The sequence below is a fragment of the Bradyrhizobium sp. Bra78 genome (genome assembly GCF_024519855.1).
GTDB lineage: Bacteria > Pseudomonadota > Alphaproteobacteria > Rhizobiales > Xanthobacteraceae > Bradyrhizobium > Bradyrhizobium japonicum_G.
The window spans coordinates 240,186-258,945 of record NZ_JALJRE010000003.1 but is presented as its reverse complement, the minus strand read 5'-3'; the positions used below and the strand labels follow the sequence as shown (position 1 = coordinate 258,945).

Annotated in this window: 19 protein-coding genes and 2 riboswitches; of the genes, 13 read left to right on the top strand and 6 right to left on the bottom strand. The window is 67.4% G+C overall.

Going from position 1 to position 18,760, the window contains the following annotated elements; all coding sequences use genetic code 11:
• The gene (locus tag OC450_RS08670; RefSeq protein WP_211383068.1) at positions 1-732 is read left to right on the top strand and encodes a precorrin-2 C(20)-methyltransferase; all 732 of its coding nucleotides are present in this window, start codon (positions 1-3) and stop codon (positions 730-732) included.
• Entirely contained in the window at positions 729-1,463 is a 735-nt protein-coding gene (gene cobJ, locus OC450_RS08665; protein WP_211383069.1) for a precorrin-3B C(17)-methyltransferase, read from the top strand. Before OC450_RS08670 ends, cobJ begins: the two co-directional genes overlap by 4 nt.
• Here cobJ and OC450_RS08660 read toward each other — a convergent pair.
• Positions 1,439-2,185, bottom strand: a complete 747-nt coding sequence (locus tag OC450_RS08660) for a cobalt-precorrin-6A reductase (RefSeq protein WP_262047677.1) — start codon at positions 2,183-2,185, stop codon at positions 1,439-1,441. The two genes, cobJ and OC450_RS08660, sit on opposite strands and share 25 nt — an antisense overlap.
• Between OC450_RS08660 and cbiT the strand changes: the two genes are divergently transcribed.
• The 8 genes from cbiT (at position 2,184) to cobT (ending at position 9,387) form a co-directional block, all read left to right on the top strand.
• Positions 2,184-3,365: a precorrin-6Y C5,15-methyltransferase (decarboxylating) subunit CbiT gene (gene cbiT / locus OC450_RS08655; RefSeq protein ID WP_262047676.1), complete on the top strand. Its 1,182-nt coding sequence runs from the start codon at positions 2,184-2,186 to the stop codon at positions 3,363-3,365. The two genes, OC450_RS08660 and cbiT, sit on opposite strands and share 2 nt — an antisense overlap.
• Entirely contained in the window at positions 3,362-3,730 is a 369-nt protein-coding gene (locus OC450_RS08650) for a cobalamin biosynthesis protein (protein ID WP_211383072.1), read from the top strand. The genes cbiT and OC450_RS08650 overlap by 4 nt, the downstream gene beginning before the upstream one ends.
• A complete protein-coding gene (gene cobM, locus OC450_RS08645) occupies positions 3,727-4,509 on the top strand; it encodes a precorrin-4 C(11)-methyltransferase (protein ID WP_211383073.1) in 783 nt (260 codons plus the stop codon). Before OC450_RS08650 ends, cobM begins: the two co-directional genes overlap by 4 nt.
• Positions 4,509-5,819, top strand: coding sequence for a cobyrinate a,c-diamide synthase (locus tag OC450_RS08640; RefSeq protein WP_211383074.1), 1,311 nt, complete (start codon positions 4,509-4,511; stop codon positions 5,817-5,819). The genes cobM and OC450_RS08640 overlap by 1 nt, the downstream gene beginning before the upstream one ends.
• Positions 5,816-6,547, top strand: a complete 732-nt coding sequence (gene cobA, locus OC450_RS08635; RefSeq protein WP_211383075.1) for a uroporphyrinogen-III C-methyltransferase — start codon at positions 5,816-5,818, stop codon at positions 6,545-6,547. Before OC450_RS08640 ends, cobA begins: the two co-directional genes overlap by 4 nt.
• Before the next feature lie 45 nt (positions 6,548-6,592).
• A riboswitch (cobalamin riboswitch) is annotated at positions 6,593-6,813 on the top strand.
• A 38-nt stretch (positions 6,814-6,851) separates the two neighbouring features.
• Complete coding sequence (locus OC450_RS08630; RefSeq protein ID WP_262047675.1) at positions 6,852-7,529, top strand: energy-coupling factor ABC transporter permease; 678 nt, start codon at positions 6,852-6,854, stop codon at positions 7,527-7,529.
• A gap of 45 nt (positions 7,530-7,574) precedes the next feature.
• Positions 7,575-8,324 (top strand): precorrin-6A synthase (deacetylating), encoded by a 750-nt coding sequence (gene cobF, locus OC450_RS08625; RefSeq protein ID WP_211383077.1) that lies wholly within the window; start codon positions 7,575-7,577, stop codon positions 8,322-8,324.
• Positions 8,325-8,334: 10 nt separating this feature from the next.
• On the top strand, positions 8,335-9,387 hold the full coding sequence (gene cobT, locus OC450_RS08620) for a nicotinate-nucleotide--dimethylbenzimidazole phosphoribosyltransferase (RefSeq protein WP_211383078.1): 1,053 nt from the start codon (positions 8,335-8,337) through the stop codon (positions 9,385-9,387).
• Positions 9,388-9,393: 6 nt separating this feature from the next.
• Here the strand turns inward: cobT and OC450_RS08615 are convergent, their stop codons facing one another.
• Positions 9,394-9,966 carry a histidine phosphatase family protein gene (locus OC450_RS08615; RefSeq protein ID WP_211383079.1) on the bottom strand — a complete coding sequence of 191 codons (573 nt, stop codon included), beginning with the start codon at positions 9,964-9,966 and terminating at the stop codon, positions 9,394-9,396.
• A gap of 72 nt (positions 9,967-10,038) precedes the next feature.
• Positions 10,039-10,241: riboswitch (cobalamin riboswitch) on the top strand.
• Positions 10,242-10,355: 114 nt separating this feature from the next.
• Between OC450_RS08615 and OC450_RS08610 the strand changes: the two genes are divergently transcribed.
• Positions 10,356-12,725, top strand: coding sequence for a TonB-dependent receptor (locus OC450_RS08610; protein ID WP_262047674.1), 2,370 nt, complete (start codon positions 10,356-10,358; stop codon positions 12,723-12,725).
• Positions 12,726-12,737: 12 nt separating this feature from the next.
• Entirely contained in the window at positions 12,738-14,171 is a 1,434-nt protein-coding gene (locus OC450_RS08605) for a PepSY domain-containing protein (protein ID WP_262047673.1), read from the top strand.
• A gap of 1 nt (position 14,172) precedes the next feature.
• Here OC450_RS08605 and OC450_RS08600 read toward each other — a convergent pair whose 3' ends face one another.
• Both OC450_RS08600 and OC450_RS08595 read right to left on the bottom strand, forming a co-directional pair.
• On the bottom strand, positions 14,173-15,540 hold the full coding sequence (locus OC450_RS08600) for an amidase (RefSeq protein WP_262047672.1): 1,368 nt from the start codon (positions 15,538-15,540) through the stop codon (positions 14,173-14,175).
• A complete protein-coding gene (locus OC450_RS08595) occupies positions 15,521-16,717 on the bottom strand; it encodes an MFS transporter (RefSeq protein WP_262047671.1) in 1,197 nt (398 codons plus the stop codon). The genes OC450_RS08600 and OC450_RS08595 overlap by 20 nt, the downstream gene beginning before the upstream one ends.
• A gap of 26 nt (positions 16,718-16,743) precedes the next feature.
• Here OC450_RS08595 and OC450_RS08590 point away from each other — a divergent pair, with 26 nt between their 5' ends.
• On the top strand, positions 16,744-17,079 hold the full coding sequence (locus OC450_RS08590; protein ID WP_262047670.1) for a hydroxyisourate hydrolase: 336 nt from the start codon (positions 16,744-16,746) through the stop codon (positions 17,077-17,079).
• Here OC450_RS08590 and OC450_RS08585 read toward each other — a convergent pair whose 3' ends face one another.
• Both OC450_RS08585 and OC450_RS08580 read right to left on the bottom strand, forming a co-directional pair.
• Complete coding sequence (locus OC450_RS08585; protein ID WP_256806272.1) at positions 17,080-17,895, bottom strand: ABC transporter permease; 816 nt, start codon at positions 17,893-17,895, stop codon at positions 17,080-17,082.
• On the bottom strand, positions 17,895-18,758 hold the full coding sequence (locus OC450_RS08580) for an ABC transporter permease (protein WP_262047669.1): 864 nt from the start codon (positions 18,756-18,758) through the stop codon (positions 17,895-17,897). Before OC450_RS08580 ends, OC450_RS08585 begins: the two co-directional genes overlap by 1 nt.
• Positions 18,759-18,760 lie beyond the last annotated feature (2 nt).

The following is an 18,760-nucleotide window of genomic DNA, read 5'->3' as shown; positions in this document are numbered from 1 at the left end:
ATGGGACGCATCATCTGCTGCGGTCTCGGCCCCGGTGCCCCCGATATGATGAGCGTGCGCGCCGACCGCACGGTGCGCGGTGCGGAGCACGTCGCCTATTTCCGCAAGAAGGGCAGGCCGGGACAGGCGCGGCGCATCGTCGAGGGCATGCTCGGAAGCGGCGTCACCGAATATCCCATGGAGTATCCGGTCACGACCGAGATCGCCTTCGACAGTCCTGAATACGTGCAGCTGCTCGCCGGCTTCTACGACGAATGGGCCGAGCGGCTGGCGCAGCTGGCGCGCGCGGTCGACGTCGTCGTGCTCTGCGAGGGCGATCCCTACTTCTACGGCTCTTTCATGCATCTGCACACGCGCCTGCAGGGCCGCGTCGAGATCGAGGTGATCGCGGGCATTCCCGGCATGGTGGGCTGCTGGAATGGTGTGGGACAGCCGATCGCGCTTGGCGACGACGTGACGACGGTGCTGATGGGCACGCTGGCCGAGGACGAGCTCGAACGGCGTATGCGCGATTCCGACGCAATCGTGATCATGAAGACCGGCCGCAATCTCGCAAAGGTGCGCCGCGCGCTCGCTGCCGCCGGCCGGCTGGACGATGCCTGGCTGGTCGAGCGTGGCACCATGCCCGGCGAGCGCGTGGTGCGACTCGCCGCCATCGATGCCGCCGATTGTCCTTACTTTGCGATCGTGCTGGTGCACGGCAAGGGCCGGCATCCGGACGCCGCCGAATGACGGGCACGCTGACCATCGCGGGCCTCGGGCCGGGCAATGATGCGCTGGTGACGCCCGAGGTTTCCGCCGCGCTGGCGGCCGCGACCGACATTCTGGGCTACGCTCCCTATGTCGCGCGCGTGCCGCCGCGGGCTGGGCTCAACCTGCATCCGTCGGACAATCGCGAAGAGCTGCAGCGTGCCGGCGAAGCCCTGCGGCTGGCTGCCGAAGGCGGTCAGGTCGTCGTCGTGTCTTCCGGCGATCCCGGCGTGTTCGCAATGGCCTCAGCCGTATTCGAGGCGCTCGAACGGGCGCCGCAATGGCAGGAGCTGCCGATCCGCGTGTTGCCCGGCATCACCGCGATGCTGGCGGCGGCTGCGCGCGCCGGCGCGCCGCTCGGCCATGATTTCTGCGCGATCAACCTCTCCGACAATCTCAAGCCCTGGGCGGTGATCGAGAAGCGCTTGCGGCTCGCGGCGGAAGGCGATTTTGCCATTGCGATGTACAATCCGCGTTCGGCAAGCCGGCCGGAGGGATTTGGCCGCGCGCTTGCGGTGCTGAAGGAAGCCGGCTGCGGCGGGCGCCTCGTGATCTTCGCGCGCGCGATCAGCGCGGCTGACGAGACAATCGAGATCGTGACGCTGGACGACGCGACGCCCGAGATGGCCGACATGCGCACGCTGGTGATCGTCGGCAATTCGCAGACACGCCGCGTCGGCCGCTGGGTTTATGCGCCGAGGCAGGCGCGATGACCGAGCCACTGCATGATTTCGGCGACGCTCTCGACCCGCCGGCGCTCGGGCAATTCCGGGCGCGAGATCATGATCACGGGCAGGCTCAGCATGCGGGCCGCATCGATCTTGGCACGCGCGCCGTCGCCGCCGGAATTGCGGGCGACGATCCAGGCGATGCCGCGCGCGGGCAGCATCTCCAGCTCGGTGTCAAGCGTGAACGGCCCACGCGACACGATCACATCGGCCGGGAACGGCAGCGGCGCCTCGGGCGGATCGACGAAGCGCAGCGTGTAGGCGTGCTGCGGCCTGGTCGCGAACGGCGCGATGTGCTGGCGACCGATGGCGAGGAACACGTTTGCGGGCCGCTCGGGCAGTGCGACGACGGCGGCGTTGACGTCCGGCACTTCGATCCAGTTGTCGCCGGACGCTTGGGCCCAAGGCGCACGCTCCAGTGCGATCAGCGGCGTGCCGGTTTCCGCGCACGCTTCAATCGCGTTGCGGCTCATCTCGGCGGCGAAGGGATGCGTCGCGTCGATGACATGCGTGATGGCTTCCGCGCGGATGTAGTCGGTAAGCCCGCGTACGCCACCGAAACCGCCGATGCGGGTCGGCAGCGGCTGGTCGGCGGGCGCGCGGGTGCGACCGCCATAGGAATAGACGGCGTCGATGCGCGCGCGAGCGATTTCAACGGCGAGCAAGCTAGCATCGCTCGTTCCGCCCAGAATGAGGGCGCGTGTCATGGCTGATCCCTGGCTAACCATCATCGGTATCGGTGAAGATGGCCTTGCCGGGCTGTCGGAGGCAAGCCGAAAGGCGCTGCGTGAGGCCGAAACCGTCTTCGGCGGCGAGCGTCACCTCGCGCTTGCGGGTGTGACCGGGCGCGGCCACCTGTGGCCGGTGCCGTTCGATGCGGACGTTGTGCTGACTTGTCGCGGCAGTCGGACGGTAGTGCTCGCGTCCGGCGATCCGTTTTGGCACGGCGCCGGCGCCGGCCTTGCCGAAAAGCTGGATGCAAGCGAGTGGATCGCGCATTCGGCGCCCTCGACGTTTTCACTCGCTGCCGCGCGGCTCGGCTGGCGCCTCGAAGCAATTGCTTGTCTTGGTCTCCACGCCGCGCCGTTCGAGCGTCTCGTACCGCTTCTGGCGCATGATGCGCGCATCATTTGTCTCGTGCGCGACGGCAAGGCGGCCGGCGATCTCGCGAAGTGGCTGAGCGCGCGCGGATGGGGCGCCTCGGCATTCTGGACTCTCGCGGCGCTCGGTGGGCCGCGCGAAAGCATCAGGATGCATCGCACCGACGGTTTTGCTGATGATGTCGCTGGAGACCTGGTCGCGGTCGCCGTCGAGGCAAACGGCGCCCAAGGCATTCCCCGCAGCTCCGGCCTACCAGACGATCTGTTCGTCCATGACGGCCAGATCACCAAGCGGCCGGTGCGCGCGCTTGCGCTCTCGGCGCTGGCGCCGCGTTCCGGAGCGAGGCTGTGGGATATCGGTGCCGGCTCGGGCTCGATCTCGGTCGAGTGGGCGCTGTGCGGCGGGACGGCGACCGCGATCGAGGCGCGCGAGGATCGCGCCGCCAACATCCGGGGCAACGCGGCGCAATTCGGATTGGCGCATCGGATCGATGTCATCGCGGGCGAAGCGCCCGCAGCTCTGGTCGCGCTGGACGCACCTGACGCCGTCTTCATCGGCGGTGGCCTCGATAGCGCGGTGTTCGATGCCATCTGGTCGCGCATCGCACCCGGCACGCGGCTCGTCGCGCATGCCGTGACGCTGGAGACGGAAGCACTGCTCGGCGAACTGCACCAGCGCCACGGCGGCGAGCTGATGCGGGTCGAGATCGCCCGTGCCGGTTCGCTCGGCCGCTACCGGTCCTGGGAGGCGGCGCGGCCGGTCGTGCAGTGGAGTGCGGTCCGATGAAAGTTGCCGGACTCGGGTTCAAGAAGGACGTCACGCTGGCTTCGCTGCGCGAGGCGCTGCTGGCGGCCGGCGGCACTGCAGGCCTCGCGGCGTTAGCGACCGTCAGCGACAAGGCCGACACGGAGGCGCTGAAGCAGCTTGCGCGCGAATGCGGTGTGCCGATCAGGGCCGTTCCGCCCGCCGCGCTTGCAGGCATCCCGACGCCGACCCAGTCAGAGCTCATCAGCGAAAAATTCGGCACAGGATCCGTTGCCGAAGCTGCGGCGCTCGCGGCAGCCGGGTCCGGCGCGCGGCTGATCGCGGCGCGCGTGGTCTCCCAGGATCGCACCGCGACCGCGGCGATCGCGGAAGGAGACGGCCCATGACGGTGCATTTCATCGGTGCCGGGCCGGGCGCTCCAGATCTGCTGACGTTGCGCGGACGCGACCTCATCGCCGCCTGTCCGGTCTGCCTCTATGCGGGCTCGCTGGTGCCCGAGGGCGTCTTGGCGCATTGCCCGCCAGGGGCGCGCATCGTCAACACCGCGCCTTTGTCGCTCGACGAGATCATCGCGGAAATCACGGCCGCGCATGCGGAAGGTAAGGATATCGTGCGCCTGCATTCCGGCGATCTCTCGATCTGGTCGGCGATGGGCGAACAGCTCCGGCGCCTGCGCGCCCTCGGGATTCCATATACGGTGACGCCAGGCGTGCCTTCGTTCTCCGCCGCCGCGGCAGCGCTCGAAGCCGAACTCACGTTGCCCGGGCTTGCCCAATCGGTGGTGCTCACGCGCACGCCGGGCCGCGCCAGCGCGATGCCTGAAGGCGAGAAGCTCGCCGCATTCGCTGCCACCGGCGCGGTGCTTGCCATCCATCTGTCGATCCATCTGCTCGACAAGGTGATCGCAGAGCTGACGCCGCATTACGGCGCCGACTGCCCGGTCGCGATCGTCTGGCGCGCGAGCTGGCCGGACCAGCGCATCGTTCGCGCGACGCTGGCGACGCTCGATGCCGCTGTCGGCGCCGAGATGGAGCGCACCGCGCTGATCCTGGTCGGCAGGACACTGGGCGCGGCGGACTTCGACGAGAGCCGCCTCTATGCCGCCGATTACGATCGCCGCTACCGGCCGGTCGGCGCCGAGCCGCGCTTTCCGGAGGTGTCGTGATGGCAGCAGGCCTCGTCATCTCCGCACCGGCCTCCGGCGTCGGCAAGACCACGCTGACGCTGGCGCTCGCCCGCGCCTGGCGCAATCGCGGATTGAACGTGCAGTGCTTCAAGAGCGGGCCCGACTATATCGATCCTGCTTTCCACGCCGCCGCCACGGGACGCGCCTCCGTCAACGTCGATAGCTGGGCGATGGATCGCGGGGCAATCGCGCATCTCGTCGACCGCGGCGCTGACGCCGACGTCGTGCTGGCCGAGGGCTCGATGGGCCTGTTCGACGGCGTCGCCGCGCGAGGTGTCTCCGGCACCGGCGCCACCGCCGACATTGCGGAGATGCTGGGCTGGCCGGTGGTGCTGGTGATCGATCCTTCCGGCCAGGCGCAGACGGCGGCCGCGATCGCCGCGGGCCTGCGCGACTACCGCCCCGGCGTGCGCCTTGCCGGCGTGGTGCTGAACCGCGTCGCGAGCCCGCGCCACGAAGACCTCGTGCGGCGTGCGCTCAACGATGCCGGCATCGCCGTGTTCGGCGCTCTGCCGCGCCATGCCGAGATCAGTCTGCCGAAACGGCATCTCGGCCTGGTGCAGGCCGAGGAGCAGGCGGAGATCGGCAAGCTGATCGACGAAGCTGCGCGCTTCGTCACCGAGCACGTCGATCTCGATGCGGTGCTTCGATCGGCAGCCAGCTGGTCGCCGCAACCCGCCGCGAACGCCTTCAACGTGACGCCGCCCGGCCAGCGCATCGCGCTTGCCCGCGACCCCGCATTCTCGTTCGTCTATCCGCATATGCTGGAGGCGTGGCGTGCGGCGGGCGCCGAGATATCGACATTCTCGCCGCTTGCCGATGAAGGTCCTGATGCGGGTGCGGATGTGTGCTGGCTGCCCGGCGGGTATCCCGAGCTGCATGCCGGGACGATCGCTGGCAATGCCCGCTTCCGCGACGGATTGCGCGCCTTCGCCGAGACGCGACCGGTGCACGGCGAATGCGGAGGCTATATGGTGCTGGGAGCCGCTCTGACCGACGCCGACGGCATCAGTCATGAGATGACGGGCCTGCTTGGCCTCGAAACGAGCTTTGCCAAACGCCGCATGCATCTCGGTTACCGTCTCGCCGCGCTCGCCGTGCCGATGCCGGGGCACCAGGTCGGCGCACGCCTGCGCGGCCACGAGTTCCACTATTCCACTATCGCGGCGCAGCCCGATACACCTCTGGCGGTCGTGCATGACGCCACCGGCGCGGTCATCGCCGAGACCGGCTCCCGCCGCGGGCATGCCACCGGCACGTTCTTCCATCTGATCGCGGAGGACCGGTGAGCGGCTTTGTCACTTTCATCTCCGCCGGACCCGGCGACCCCGAGCTTCTCACGCTCAAGGGCGCCGCCCGGCTGCGCGAGGCCGACGTCGTGCTTTATGACGACCTCGCATCCGGCGCGATCCTCGATCTGGCCCGGCCCGGCGCCAATCTCGTCGCGGTGGGAAAACGGGCAGGCCGGCCCTCGACCAAGCAGCACCACGTCAACCGCCTGCTGGTCGACTATGCGGCTACGGGGTCGCGCGTGGTGCGGCTGAAGTCGGGCGATGCCGGCATCTTCGGCCGGCTCGAGGAGGAGCTCGACACCTTGCGCGAAGCCGGCATCGGCTACGAGATCATCCCCGGCGTCACCTCGGCCTGTGTGGCCGCGGCCCATGCCGGCATTCCCCTGACCCGGCGCCACACCTCGCGCCGGGTGCAGTTTGTGACCGGCGCCGATGTCACCGGCGAGCTGCCGCAAAACCTGAACTGGGCGGCGCTGGCCGATCCGGAGGCGACGACCGTGGTCTATATGGGCCGCCGCACGTTTCCGGCGCTTGTCGCGAAATTGATCGAGCACGGCCTCTCGCCGACCACCCCGGCGCTGTTCGCCGAATCTCTCGGCCGCCCCGACGAGCGGCTGGTTCGCACCACGATTGCCGAGCTTGCCGAGCAGCTTGGGCGAGGCGGCGCCGCTTCGACGGCGGCCGTGATCCTGTTCGGCGCGCTGGCGGGGGATTATCCGTCATGACGGCGTCGGCCGCCCTTCGCCCCTTGACGCCGGCTCCGCGAAAGGGGCACACAGGAGATGCATGGTGCTCCACGCGGCGCAAAGCGCCGGAGCATAATCGGGAATGGGGGTGGGCGGACCCAGTTGCGGCGCCCAAAACCCCGGCCGCCCCCGCGACTGTAAGCGGTGAGGGGCTCCGAACCGCCACTGAGCCGAAGGGTTCGGGAAGGCCGGAGAACCCCAGTGAACCGCGAGCCAGGAGACCGGCCGTGCACGTTTTGAGGCCAAGGCCGTCGGGTGTGACGGCAGGAAGGATCTGAGAGCCATGCATATCGAACCCGGGATCGTGACGGGCGCCAAGCTCGTGTTGAGTTACGCAACCGGCATCGCCGCAGGCGGCGTTGCCCTGAAGCTCGCGGCCGAGACCGTGCGCGAGCAGGGGATCACGTCGTTGGCGGCGCGGACGCTCGCCACCACCGGCCTGGTCTTCACCTTCTTCGAGATCATGCCGCACTTCCCGGTCGGGGTCTCCGAGGTGCACTTCATCCTCGGCTCGACCTTGTTCCTGCTGTTCGGCGCGGCGCCCGCGGCCTTCGGCCTCGCGATTGGCCTGCTGCTCCAGGGGATGTTCTTCGAGCCGGCCGACCTGCCGCAATACGGCATGAACGTCACCACGCTGCTGGTGCCGCTGTTCGCGATCCAGGCAATCGCCGCGCGGATCATTGCCCGCAACACCGCCTATGTCGATCTCAGGTATCGCCAGGCGCTGGCGCTTTCGACGACCTATCAGGCCGGCGTCATCGCCTGGGTGGCGTTCTGGGCGCTCTACGGCTCCGGTTTTGCCGTGACCAACCTCGTCAACATCGCGACTTTCGCGGCGTCCTATGCGCTGGTCATCGTGATCGAGCCGCTCGCCGATCTCGCCGTGCTGGCGCTGGCGAAGTCGTTGCGCGGCGTCACCGCGCCCGGCCTCGTCACCCCGCGTCTGCACAACGCGGCTTAAGAGACAAGCGAAAGGCGGCCGTCATGGCCGCCTTTCGCGGGCAAGATGCTCACGCTCTCCCTGATAGGCATCGGTTGCGGCGATCCCGAGCAACTCACGCGCGCCGCGATCCGCGCCATCAACGCGGCCGATCTCATCCTGATTCCGCGCAAGGGGACGGCCAAGTCCGATCTCGCCGATCTCAGGCGCACGATCTGCGCGGATGTCCTTACCAACCAAACGACTGATATCGCCGAGTTCGATCTTCCCGTGCGCGATGCGGCCGAAGCGGACTACCGCAAGGGCGTGGACGATTGGCACGATGCCGTGGCCGCAACCTGGTCGCAGACGATCGCAAATCGCCTCGAGGGCGAGGGCAAGGTCGCACTGCTGATCTGGGGCGATCCCTCGCTCTATGATTCCTCGCTACGCATCGCGCGGCGGCTCAATCCATTGCCTGAGATCGAGGTCGTGCCCGGCATCACCTCGATCCAGACGCTGTGCGCGGCGCATGCGCTGCCGCTCAACGACGTCGGTGAGCCGTTCCTTGTCACGACAGGACGCCGTTTGCGCGAAGGCGGCTGGCCGCAAGGCGTCGATACAGTGGTAGTGATGCTTGACGGTGGCACCGCGTTCCAGTCGCTCGATGCTGGCGAGCTTCATATCTACTGGGGCGCCTATCTCGGCATGCCCGACCAGATCATCATGTCCGGCGTTCTGGCAGAGATCGGCCCGCGCATCGTCGCTGCGCGACAGGACGCGCGCGAGCGTCACGGCTGGATCATGGACAGCTACATCCTCAAGCGCAGGCCGTAAGCGAGGCACGATGCTCCCCGAATGGGTCTCCCAGGAATGCCCCGAGATCTCGGCGGTCCACCGCGAGGCGGCGATCGCGCGGCAGGCGCAACTCACGAAACCAACCGGCGCGCTCGGCCGGCTCGAGCAACTCGCGATCGAGCTTGCGGGCCTGCAGGCGACCGAACAGCCGCGCGCGGCGCGGGTGCCGATCATCATCTTCGCCGGCGATCACGGCATCGTCGCGCAGGGCGTGTCGGCCTATCCGCAAGAAGTGACCATCGCGATGATGGCGAATTTTGCGTCCGGCGGCGCCGCGATCTCGGTGCTGGCGCGTGAGCTTGGCTCCAGCCTGGAGGTCGTCGACGTCGGCACGCTGGCGCAGGAGGAGACGGCAGGCATCGTGACCGACAAGCCGCGTCGCGGCACGCGTGATTTCAGCGTCGAGGCCGCGCTCGCAGCTGCAGAGCTGGCATTTGCTTTCGAAGCCGGCCGACGAGCGGTCATGCGCGCGCGGTCCGGGCAGCCCGATCTTCTGATCTTCGGCGAGATGGGCATCGGCAACACCACAACGTCCGCGGCGATTGCAGCCAGCCTGCTCGGCGTGAGCGCCGAGGAGATCGCGGGCAGCGGCACCGGCGTCGATGCGGCCGGCCGGGCGCACAAGGCGCGGGTGATCGACGCTGCGATAGCCCGCCATGGCGTTGCGGGCGCATCGCCCGAAAAGATACTGTGTGCCGTCGGCGGTCTCGAGATCGCAGCGATCGCAGGCGCGATCATCGCGGCCGCGCAAGCGCGCATTCCCGTGCTGATCGACGGTTTCATCGTGTCGGTGGCGGCGCTGGTCGCGGCGCGGCTCAATCCGTCGTGCCAGCCGTTCCAGCTCGCCTCCCACCTCTCGGCGGAGCAGGGGCATCGGCTGGTGCTGCGCGCGCTGAATGTGCAGCCGCTGATCAGCCTCGATCTCAGGCTCGGCGAAGGATCGGGCGCCGCGATCGCGCTGCCGCTGGTGCGGTCGGCCTGCACCCTCCACAACGACATGGCGACGTTTGCGCAGGCCAATGTGCCGGATCGTCCAGCCTGATCCGGCTCAAACCATTCGCTGATTGACGGACACGACGCGCCAGCCGGTTGCGAGCCGGTCGATCCGGGTCAGCGACAGCGGATCGATCACGAAGCGCAGGGCCGCTTGTGGCGCGAGATCCAGCGCGACGCACAGCGCCGCGCGGATCGTGCCGGAATGCACGACAAGCGTCGCGGCCCCGGTTCCGATCCCCGACAGTCCCGTCCGGACACGCGCGACCTGATCCTCGAAGCTTTCGCCGCCGGGCGGCCGTTCGCAAGCCGGATCGCTCCAGAACCGCGCATAGGTCTCGCCGCCGGCCGCTGCGAGATCGTCGTGCCGCCGGCCGGTCCAGTCGCCAAAGTCCTGCTCACCGAATTGGGCCATCTGCACCGGTTCGAGTCCCAGTGCGCGCGCCGTCTCAACCGTGCGGCGCGCCGGGCTGGCATAGCCCGCGCCGTCGCGTGGCAGTCTCTGTCGCAGCGCCTCCAACTGTGCGCGATCGCCAAGATCGGCCGGCGCGTCGGCGGCATGGATCGTCCCGGGAATGCCGTCGACGCGCGCATGCCGTATCAGCCAGAGGAAGGTCTCGCCTTCCATGCTTATCTCCAAGGAAGTTGGTCGCTGTGGCAATAACGCCGCAACTGGCACATTGACTCTGTCTGGATCGTAATCCTAGATGCTCGCGACGGTTTCCCCGAGAGGGGATGAAAAGGGAATGCGGTGCGGGGAATTTGTCCCCAATGCCGTGGCTGCCCCCGCAACTGTAAGCGGCGAATCTTGCGTCACGAGCCACTGGGTATCTCGGTCCCGGGAAGGCGACGGAAGGTAATGACCCGCGAGCCAGGAGACCTGCCGTCAGCCGTGGTCACACGCGAAGATGTCGGTCGGGGAGTACAGACATTCGGCTTCATCGGAAGGCTGACAGGCCCAGGGTGAGACCTCGTTCGCTGTGACGTGCCACTGACGTCACACCGAGGTCCAAAGCCGTGTCTTCCATCCGTATTGTACGACCGCGCCGCTTCCTGCTCGCTTCCGCTGCTCTCACATCGCTCGCAGCCGCCGACCTGCCCGCTGTCGTCGCGCAGCAGGCCCGCGAACCCCTGCCGCCGGTTGAGGTGTCGCCGGCCCAATCCCGCAGGCAGGCGAGGCCAGCCGGTCGCGAGGGGCAAACCGCACGCCGCGCCTCATCGCGCAGGTCCGCTGGCACAGCGGCAGAGCCAAAGCCCACGGTGCCGGGTGCGGCAGCGCCGGAACAAACGCCGACACCGCTCAACAGCAACGCGGTGGCGGAGAGCGCCTCGCGGCTCGGCCTGACCGTGCGGGAGACCCCCGCCACCGTCGAGGTGATCTCAGCCGAGACCATGCGCGATCAGGGCTACCGCACCGTCTCCGACGTGGCGCAAGGCGCCGTCGGAGTCACCGCCGGCGACAATCCGGCCGAACCCTCGGCCTTCTCGATGCGCGGCTTCACCAACAGCCAGATCAACACGCTCTACAACGGCATCAAGATCGGCCCGCAGAACATGACCTCGCGGATCATGGACACCGCCAATCTCGAAGCTGTGGAAATCCTCAAGGGCCCGGCCTCGCTGATCTCGGGCGAGGGCGCCGCTGGCGGCGCGATCAACTTCGTCAACAAGCAGCCGCACACGGGGCCGATCCGCAGCGAAGCCGATTTCTCCTGGGACTCGCTGAACTCGTTCCGCGCCCATTACGGGTCCGGCGGCAGCACCAATGTGCAGGGGCTGGACTATCGCTTCGACATCAGCCGCTCCTCGCTCAACGGCTTTGCCGACGATACCAACACCAGGACCCTCGACGTCTCCGGTCAGCTCAACTACCGCATCTCCGACAGCCTCAAGGTCTGGGGCGCGATCGAGTACCGGGAAGACCGCTCCAAGGCTTATTGGGGCGCGCCATTGGTGCCGGTGGCCTTCAGCGGCTCGCACGCGACGGCAGGCATCGTCTCGGGCACTTATGTCTCGAGCTTCAACCCGTCGAATCTCGGGTCGATCACGATCGACGACCGCACCTTCAACACCAACTACAACGTCCTCGATAATCGCAACGTGGCGCAGGAGGTCTGGCTGCGTGGTGGCTTCGAGTTGAAGCTTGCCCCCGACCTGACGTTGAAGAGCCAGGCCTATGCCTACGGCGCCGAGCGCTCCTGGTTCAACAACGAGGTCGAGGCGTTCAACACCGCGACGAACACGGTTGATCGCAGCCGCTTCTATGTGGCGCACAGCCAGCGTCTGGTCGGCAACATCACCGACCTGACCTGGGATGCGAACATCGCAGGCTTCGACAATCGTCTCGTCACGACGCTGTCGTCGAGCTACCTCGACTTCGTCAGGCCGGGTGCCGCGAATTTTCCCGGCGATTCCGTTGATCTCGTTGATCCGAACCGCGGCTTCTACGGCCTGCTGACGACCAAGCAGCAGACCGCGCGTATCGACAACGAGGCGCTGTCGTTCGAGGACCGGCTGAAGCTCACGCGCAGCTTCGCGCTGGTTGGTGGTCTCCGTGTGGAGCATATCGGGCTCGATCGCAACTCGACCGACGTCAACGGTCTGGAGAACGCGAATTTTCCGTTCTCGAAATCCTGGACGCCGGTCACCGGCCGTATCGGCTACACCTGGGAGGCCGTTCCGGGCCTGACCTTCTTCAGCCAGTACGCCACCGGCGCCGACATCTCCGCCAACAACATCTTCCTGCTTGGGCCCACCCAGCCGCTCGACCTGACGACTGCGCGTACCTATGAGACCGGGGTCAAGCATCTGTTCTGGGACAACCGGGCGGAGTGGTCGTTCTCCGCTTACGACATCCAGCGCAAGAACGTCTACGCGGCCGCCGGCGGCATGGCGCTCAACATCGCCGGGCGGCAGGAGTCGAAGGGCATGGAACTTGCCGCTTCGGTGCGCCCGATCGAGCCGCTGCGGCTCTGGGGTAATATCGCCTATGTCGATGCCCGCTACGCCGACTACAATTTCGTCGGTGGCACGTTCTCCGACAACACGCCGCCGAACGTGCCGCGCATCGTTGCCAATGCCGGCGCATCGTACCGGTTCTTCACGCCTTGGCCGGTGGAGGTCGGCATCACCGGCCGCCACGTCGGCGACCGCTACAATACCGACGCCAACACCGTGACCATGAATGCCTACACCGTCGGCGATGTCTACGCCTTCGTCGATATCCCCAGGACGATCTTCAATGCGGTTGACCAGGCTCGCCTGACTTTCCGGGTGCGCAACTTCACCGACAAGCGCTACGCGATCTGGGGCGACCCGTTTTATCCCGATCAGATCCTGTTGGGTGCGCCGCGCACCTACGAGCTCTCGGCCGCGTTCAAATGGTGAGGCGCTGACCGCATGATGAGCGCGATCGTCCTGCTGCATCGCTGGCTCGGGATCGCGTTCTGTCTCCTGTTCGCGATGTGGTTCGCGAGCGGAATCGTGATGCACTTCGTTCCGTTTCCGTCGCTGGCGGAAACGGAACGCTTTGCCGGACTCGTGCCGCTGGATCGCGCGCAGGTGAGGATCTCGGTCGCCGATGCCGTGACCGCGACCGGAATTGCCGATGCCAGCCGCGTTCGCCTGGTCCAGCGCAGCGACGGGCCGGTCTATATCGTCTCAGGACCATCGCGCACAGGCGCAGTCCACGCCTCCGACGGAGCCGGCTCGTCTGTCGCCTCGTCCGATATTGCGCTGGCCATCGCGCAAGACCACGCCCGCCGGCGCGGGCTCGACGCCGCGCGGGCGATGATCCTCGCCCACGCGGATTATGACCAATGGAGCGTGCCGAACGGCTTTGACCGCCATCGGCCCTTGTTTCGCATTGCCCTGGGCGATGCCGCGGGAACGGAGGTCTATGTCTCGTCGCTGACCGGCGAGATCGTCCTGGATACGACGCGGAAGGAACGAGGCTGGAATCTCGTCGGCAGCGTGCTGCACTGGATCTATCCGACGGCTTTGAGGAGCAACTGGCCGCTGTGGGATCGCGTGGTCTGGAACTTGTCGCTGCTGGCCTTGAGTGCGGCGGTGCTCGGCGCGGTGCTCGGGATCGCGCGGGTGAAATTGCGCAGGTACAAGGTGTCGTCGCCTTATCGTGGCTGGCACGCGCTCCATCATCTCATGGGCCTTGCGGCAATGACGTTCGTCCTGACCTGGATCTTCAGCGGTTGGCTCTCCATGGATCACGGGAGGCTGTTCTCGCGCGGGCAGTTGACCGCAGCCGAAGCCGGCGCGATGAATGCCCGGCCGGACTGGACGGCGGCCTCATCGTTCGGTCAGCAGCCGCTATCGCCGTCGGCCCGCGAAATCGAATGGTTCGTCTTCAACGGCAATGTCTATCGGCGGGATCGGATCGACCTTGATGGTCAGACATTGATCGAGGCGGAAGAGGCGCCCCGCGCGGGGCCTGCGGGATTTCTGGATGTGCACGAGGTCCAGAGGCTGACCGCGCGCCTTGCGGCCGGCTGCGGCGCACCCTCCGTCCTTGCTGATAACGACGACTACCCCGCCCAGTCCATCGTTCCCGGCGCGCCCGTCTACCGCTCCCGCTGCGGTGATCTCTGGTTCGACATCGACGGCGCCGACGGCAGCCTGTTGCAACGGCTGGACGCCTCCCGGCGGGCCTATCGCTGGTTCTACAGCGCGCTGCACACGCTCGATTTCCCTGTCCTCATGACGCATCCGCGTCTGCGCGACGTCCTGATCGTCGGGCTTTGTGCACTCGGCCTGGTGTTCTCCGTCACCGGCATCGTGATCGGCTGGCGGCGTTTGCGGGCGACTTTCGTGACGTGAATTACACCCGCAGCAGCGCCTCGATATGTCGTGCGGCGCACAGCAATGTGCGGTCCTGTCCGCGCCGGGCGATGATCTGGAGGCCGAAAGGAAGTCCGGCCTTATCACGCCCGCAGGGGATCGAGATCGCCGGCAGCCGGGCGTGATTGACGAAGGGCGTGAATACGGCGTGCCCGCGGGGGCTCGCCGGGCGACCGCCGATCATGTCGGGTCCGAGCTGGGTGAACGGCCAGGCGACGCAGGGCACCGTCGGAGCCAGCAGCAGGTCGGTGTCGGTGAAGAAAGTCGCAAAAGCATGGGCGATCGACGTGCTGGCGACCAGCGCCCGGGCGACATCGCTGCCTGACCAGGCGAGACCGCGTTCGACCTGTTTGGCGATATCAGGATCGAAAGCGGCCGGATCCTTGCGAAAGGCATCGCCGTAGAGAGCGGAAAGGCCCGCGTGCTGAAGCGGCATGATTGCGTCTTCCGTCGCATCCGGCGGCCAGACGGGATCGCGTCGTGCGAGAGGTAAACCTGCGGCGGCGAGACGCGCACTCGCGGAGGCGAGGCCATTTGCGACGACATCGTCGACTGCGACGTCGAGCCCGAGACGCGGCGAGAACGCGATGCGCAGGCTGGAGATGTCCCTGGCATCTTGCGCGATGCTCGCCGAGTCCGGATCGCGCGGATCGTCGCCGGCCAAGGTTTCGAACGCCAGGGCGATATCGCCGACATCAATGGCGATCGGCGCAATGACGGACAGGCCGAAGAATGGCTCGGCGAAACCGGGCCCATAGGGGATCGCGCCGAAGGACGGCTTGAAGCCGGCGACGCCGACATGGGCCGGGGGCCTGCGGCTGGAGCCGCCGGCATCGGTGCCGATCGCGAGTGGCACAAGGCCGGCTGCGACGGCTGCGGCGGGTCCGCCCGAAGAGCCGCCCGGCGTCAGCGCGGGATTTTGCGGATGCCGCGTTGGCCCGAACAGCGGCGACGTCGTGACGCCCTTGCTGGCGAACTCGGATGTCGCTCCTATGCCGACAACGACCGCGCCGGCGCGACGCAGCCGCTCGATCGCGATGGCATCGCGTGGCGCGACAAAATCGGCAAACAGACGCGAGCCTTGCGTTACACGCCAGCCGCCGACCCAGATGTTGTCCTTGACGATGACGGGGACACCGGCGAGAGGCATCATCCCGCCGGCGCGCAGGCGATCGTCGACCGCGGCGGCATCGGCGAGTGTGCGGGCGGGATCGGTTGTGACGACCGCGTTCAACGCCTTGCCGGCCTCGATCCGGGCGAGCGCGGCCCTGGCTGTCTCGACGGCGCTCGTCCGCCCGGCCGTAACGTCGGCTGCGATCTCCCGCGCGCTATCTGCCGGCTTTGTCATGGTCCCCCCAGATCAGCGCCAATGTGCCGCACAGCGCAAGACAGGCCAAGGCGACAAAGGCCGCGCCGAGGCTGGCTGCACCATCGAGGATCGATACCAGCGCCGGCGCGGCCAGCAGGCCCAAATAGGAGGCGGTCAGCACCGCGCCCGTGGTCTCGCCGATCCGGTTCTGCGGCGCGAGGCGCGCGATCTCGGCGATGAAGACACCGTTCCACCCCGAGGCCGTCAGGCCGAACAATGCGGCGAACGCAAACTGACCGGGGCGGCCGAGCGATGCGCCGTCGAGGCCAAGCAGCGCGGCGCAGATGGCCATGCCGAGGCCAATGACGATGAGCACCATGCGCGAAGCGTCGAGGCGCATCGCGACATAGCCCCAACCGAGCCGGCCGACCAGGCCGCCGGCCTGCGCGCAGGCAAGCGCCATCCCGGCCTCGATGTGGCTGAGGCCAAGCTCGCGGGTGCCGAGCGTGACGAAGATGGTGTTGAGCGACACCTGCATCGCGCTGAACGGCATCGAGGCCAGCGCCAGCATCGCGATCCGCCGGTCCGCGGTCACCAGCGCCAGCCGGGCGCGCAGATCGAGCTTCGGCGGCGGCGCGATCTTGCCGGCGTAGGCCGGCCGCAGCCATTCGAACAGGGCGATCGCCAGAAGAGCGCAGGCACCGACGGCCGCATAGCACCAGGCGGGGCCAAACGAGATGGCGAGTGCGGGCAGCGCGAGCGAGCCGAAGACCGCGCCAATCTGGTTGCCGGTCTGGCGCACCGAGAACACGAAGGCGCGCCGCTCCGCGGTGACGAGCCGCGCCAGCAACGCCGCGCTCGCGGGCGTCTCGGGCCCCATGGCAAGACCGAGGCAGAGGCCTGCTGCAAGCAGCGCGGCGGTCGATCCGAGCGACGCCAGCGCCATGCTGGCGACGATGGCCACCGCGCACAGGCTCGCGATCCGGAGCGAGCCGAGCCGCGCGATGAAGCCGCCGCCCCAGAACGAGGCGGGGATGCCGACGGCGAACACCGCGCATGAGAACATCGAGAGCTGCCAGACCTCGATATGGGCGCGCGGCGCCACCACGCCCGGCGCAAATAAGGCCAGCGCCACCAGCGCCTGAAGCCAGGTCATTGCTCCGAGCGCCGGCAGCAAAGCGGAAGCTGGCCGAGCGGCCAAGTTTGCGTCTACCATGGCGCTGCGCTCACGGGAGGAACATTGTGGCAGGCGGCATTTCCATTCACGCGGTCGATGTGGCGAGCGGACGTCCCGCGCAGGGGCTGCGCGTCGAGATCTGGCGGATCGATCCGGACTCCTCGCGCGTCGCCGACGGGCGGCTCGGCGCAAATGGTGTACTCGATCATCCCATTGTCCAGGGCGCTGGTGTGACGGCAGGCGAGTACGAGGTCCTGTTTCATCTCGGAGAGTTCTTTGGCGACGGCGACGGTTTTCTCACGGTGACGCCGTTCCGCTTCCGCATCAAGCACGTTGACGGGCATTTTCATCTGCCGCTGAAATTCACGCGCTGGGGCTATTCGCTGTTCCGCGGCGCCTGATCAGTTGGTCAGCCGCCGCGACAGTCCCGTGACGCGCTCCATGACCGCGACCATCGCGACCGTCGCGATGATCAGCACGCTCGAAAGTGCTGCGATGGTGACGTCGAGCTTGCCTTCGAGGTCCTGCCACATCCGGATCGGCAGCATGTCGGTTGCGGCATCGCGCAGGAACAGCGAGACCGGCACGTTGTCGAACGACGACATGAAGGCGATGAAGGCCCCGGCAATGATGCCGGGCCGGATCAGCGGCAGCACGATGCGGCGGAACGTGTAGAGCCGGCTCGCGCCCAGCACCGCCGAGCTTTCGAGCAGGGTCGGTTCGAGCTGGGCCAGCGCCGCAACGGTGTTGCGCACGACATAGGGGACGCAGACCACGGTGTGGCCGATCACCAGCGTCAGCGGCGACACCGGCAGGCCGACCAGCGAGAACAACATCAGCGCGGCGAGACCGAAAGCCAGCGCCGGAAGTACCAGCGGCGACATGAAGAGGGAATCGAGCAGCCGCGCCGACAGCGTCCGCGATCGCGAGATCGCAAGTGCCGCCGCAACGCCGAGCACGACGGACAGGCCCGTTGCCCAAAGCGCGACGATCAGGCTGTTCTTCGCCGCGAAGTGGAGCTGCCAGGCATCCCAGAGCTCGGCGTACCAGCGCAACGAATAACCCGGCGGCGGGAACCGCAGCGAGAAGCCACTGGTGAAGGAGACGATCAGGACCACCAGCGACGGTGCAATGATGATGATCAACGCGATGATCGCGATGACGGTCATGACGAATTCGAAACTGATCGCTTCCAGGGTGCGCTTGCGCCCACTCATCACGCGCCTCCATAGCCGCGCGACATGCGGCCGAGCGTGGTGAAGACGGAGACGACCGCGAGCACGGCGAGCAGGAAGATGATCGAGATCGCAGACGCGAACGGCCAGTTCTGCAGTGTGGACGCCTGCTGATAAAGATACATCGGCATGAACAGCATCTGCCCTCCGCCGATCAGCGACTGGGTGATGAAGGCGGTGATCGCGGCGGCATAGGTCAGCGTGCAGCCGGCGATCACGCCGGGCAGCGACAGCGGCAGCACGACCCTGAAGAAGGTCCGCCAGCTCCCGGCGCCGAGCGAGCAGGAGGCGTCGTCGAGATTGGAGTCGATACGGCCGAGCGCGGTGATCAGGGGCAACGTCATCAGCGGCATCTGCACCTGAGCCAGCGCGATCACCACGCCGAACTGGGTATAGAGCAGTTTCAGCGGCGTATCGGTGATTCCGAGCGATTGCAGCGTCGCATTGATGATGCCCTGGCGCCCCAGGATCACGATCCAGGCGAAGGTGCGCACCACGACGCTGGTCAGGAGCGGCAGCAGCACGATCAGGATGATGATGGTCTGCAGCCGCGGCCCGACCCGCTGGTAGAGCCAGGCGATGGGAAAGCCGAGCACGAGGCAGACGGCCGTCACCTCGGCCCCCAGCAGCAGCGTCGAGCCGAGCACCCCTAAACTGAAGGGATCGGTGAGGAAGTGCAGGTACTGGCCGAACCCCCAATGGAGCGCGGCCGTGTCGTTGTGCAGCGAGAGCCAGAGCAGCTGCAGCAGCGGCGCCACGAAGAAGACCAGGAAGAACAGCGCCAGCGGCGCTGCCAATCCCATCCCGTAGGACGTCACGTCCCGTGATGCCGGTGCTGTGCCCATGG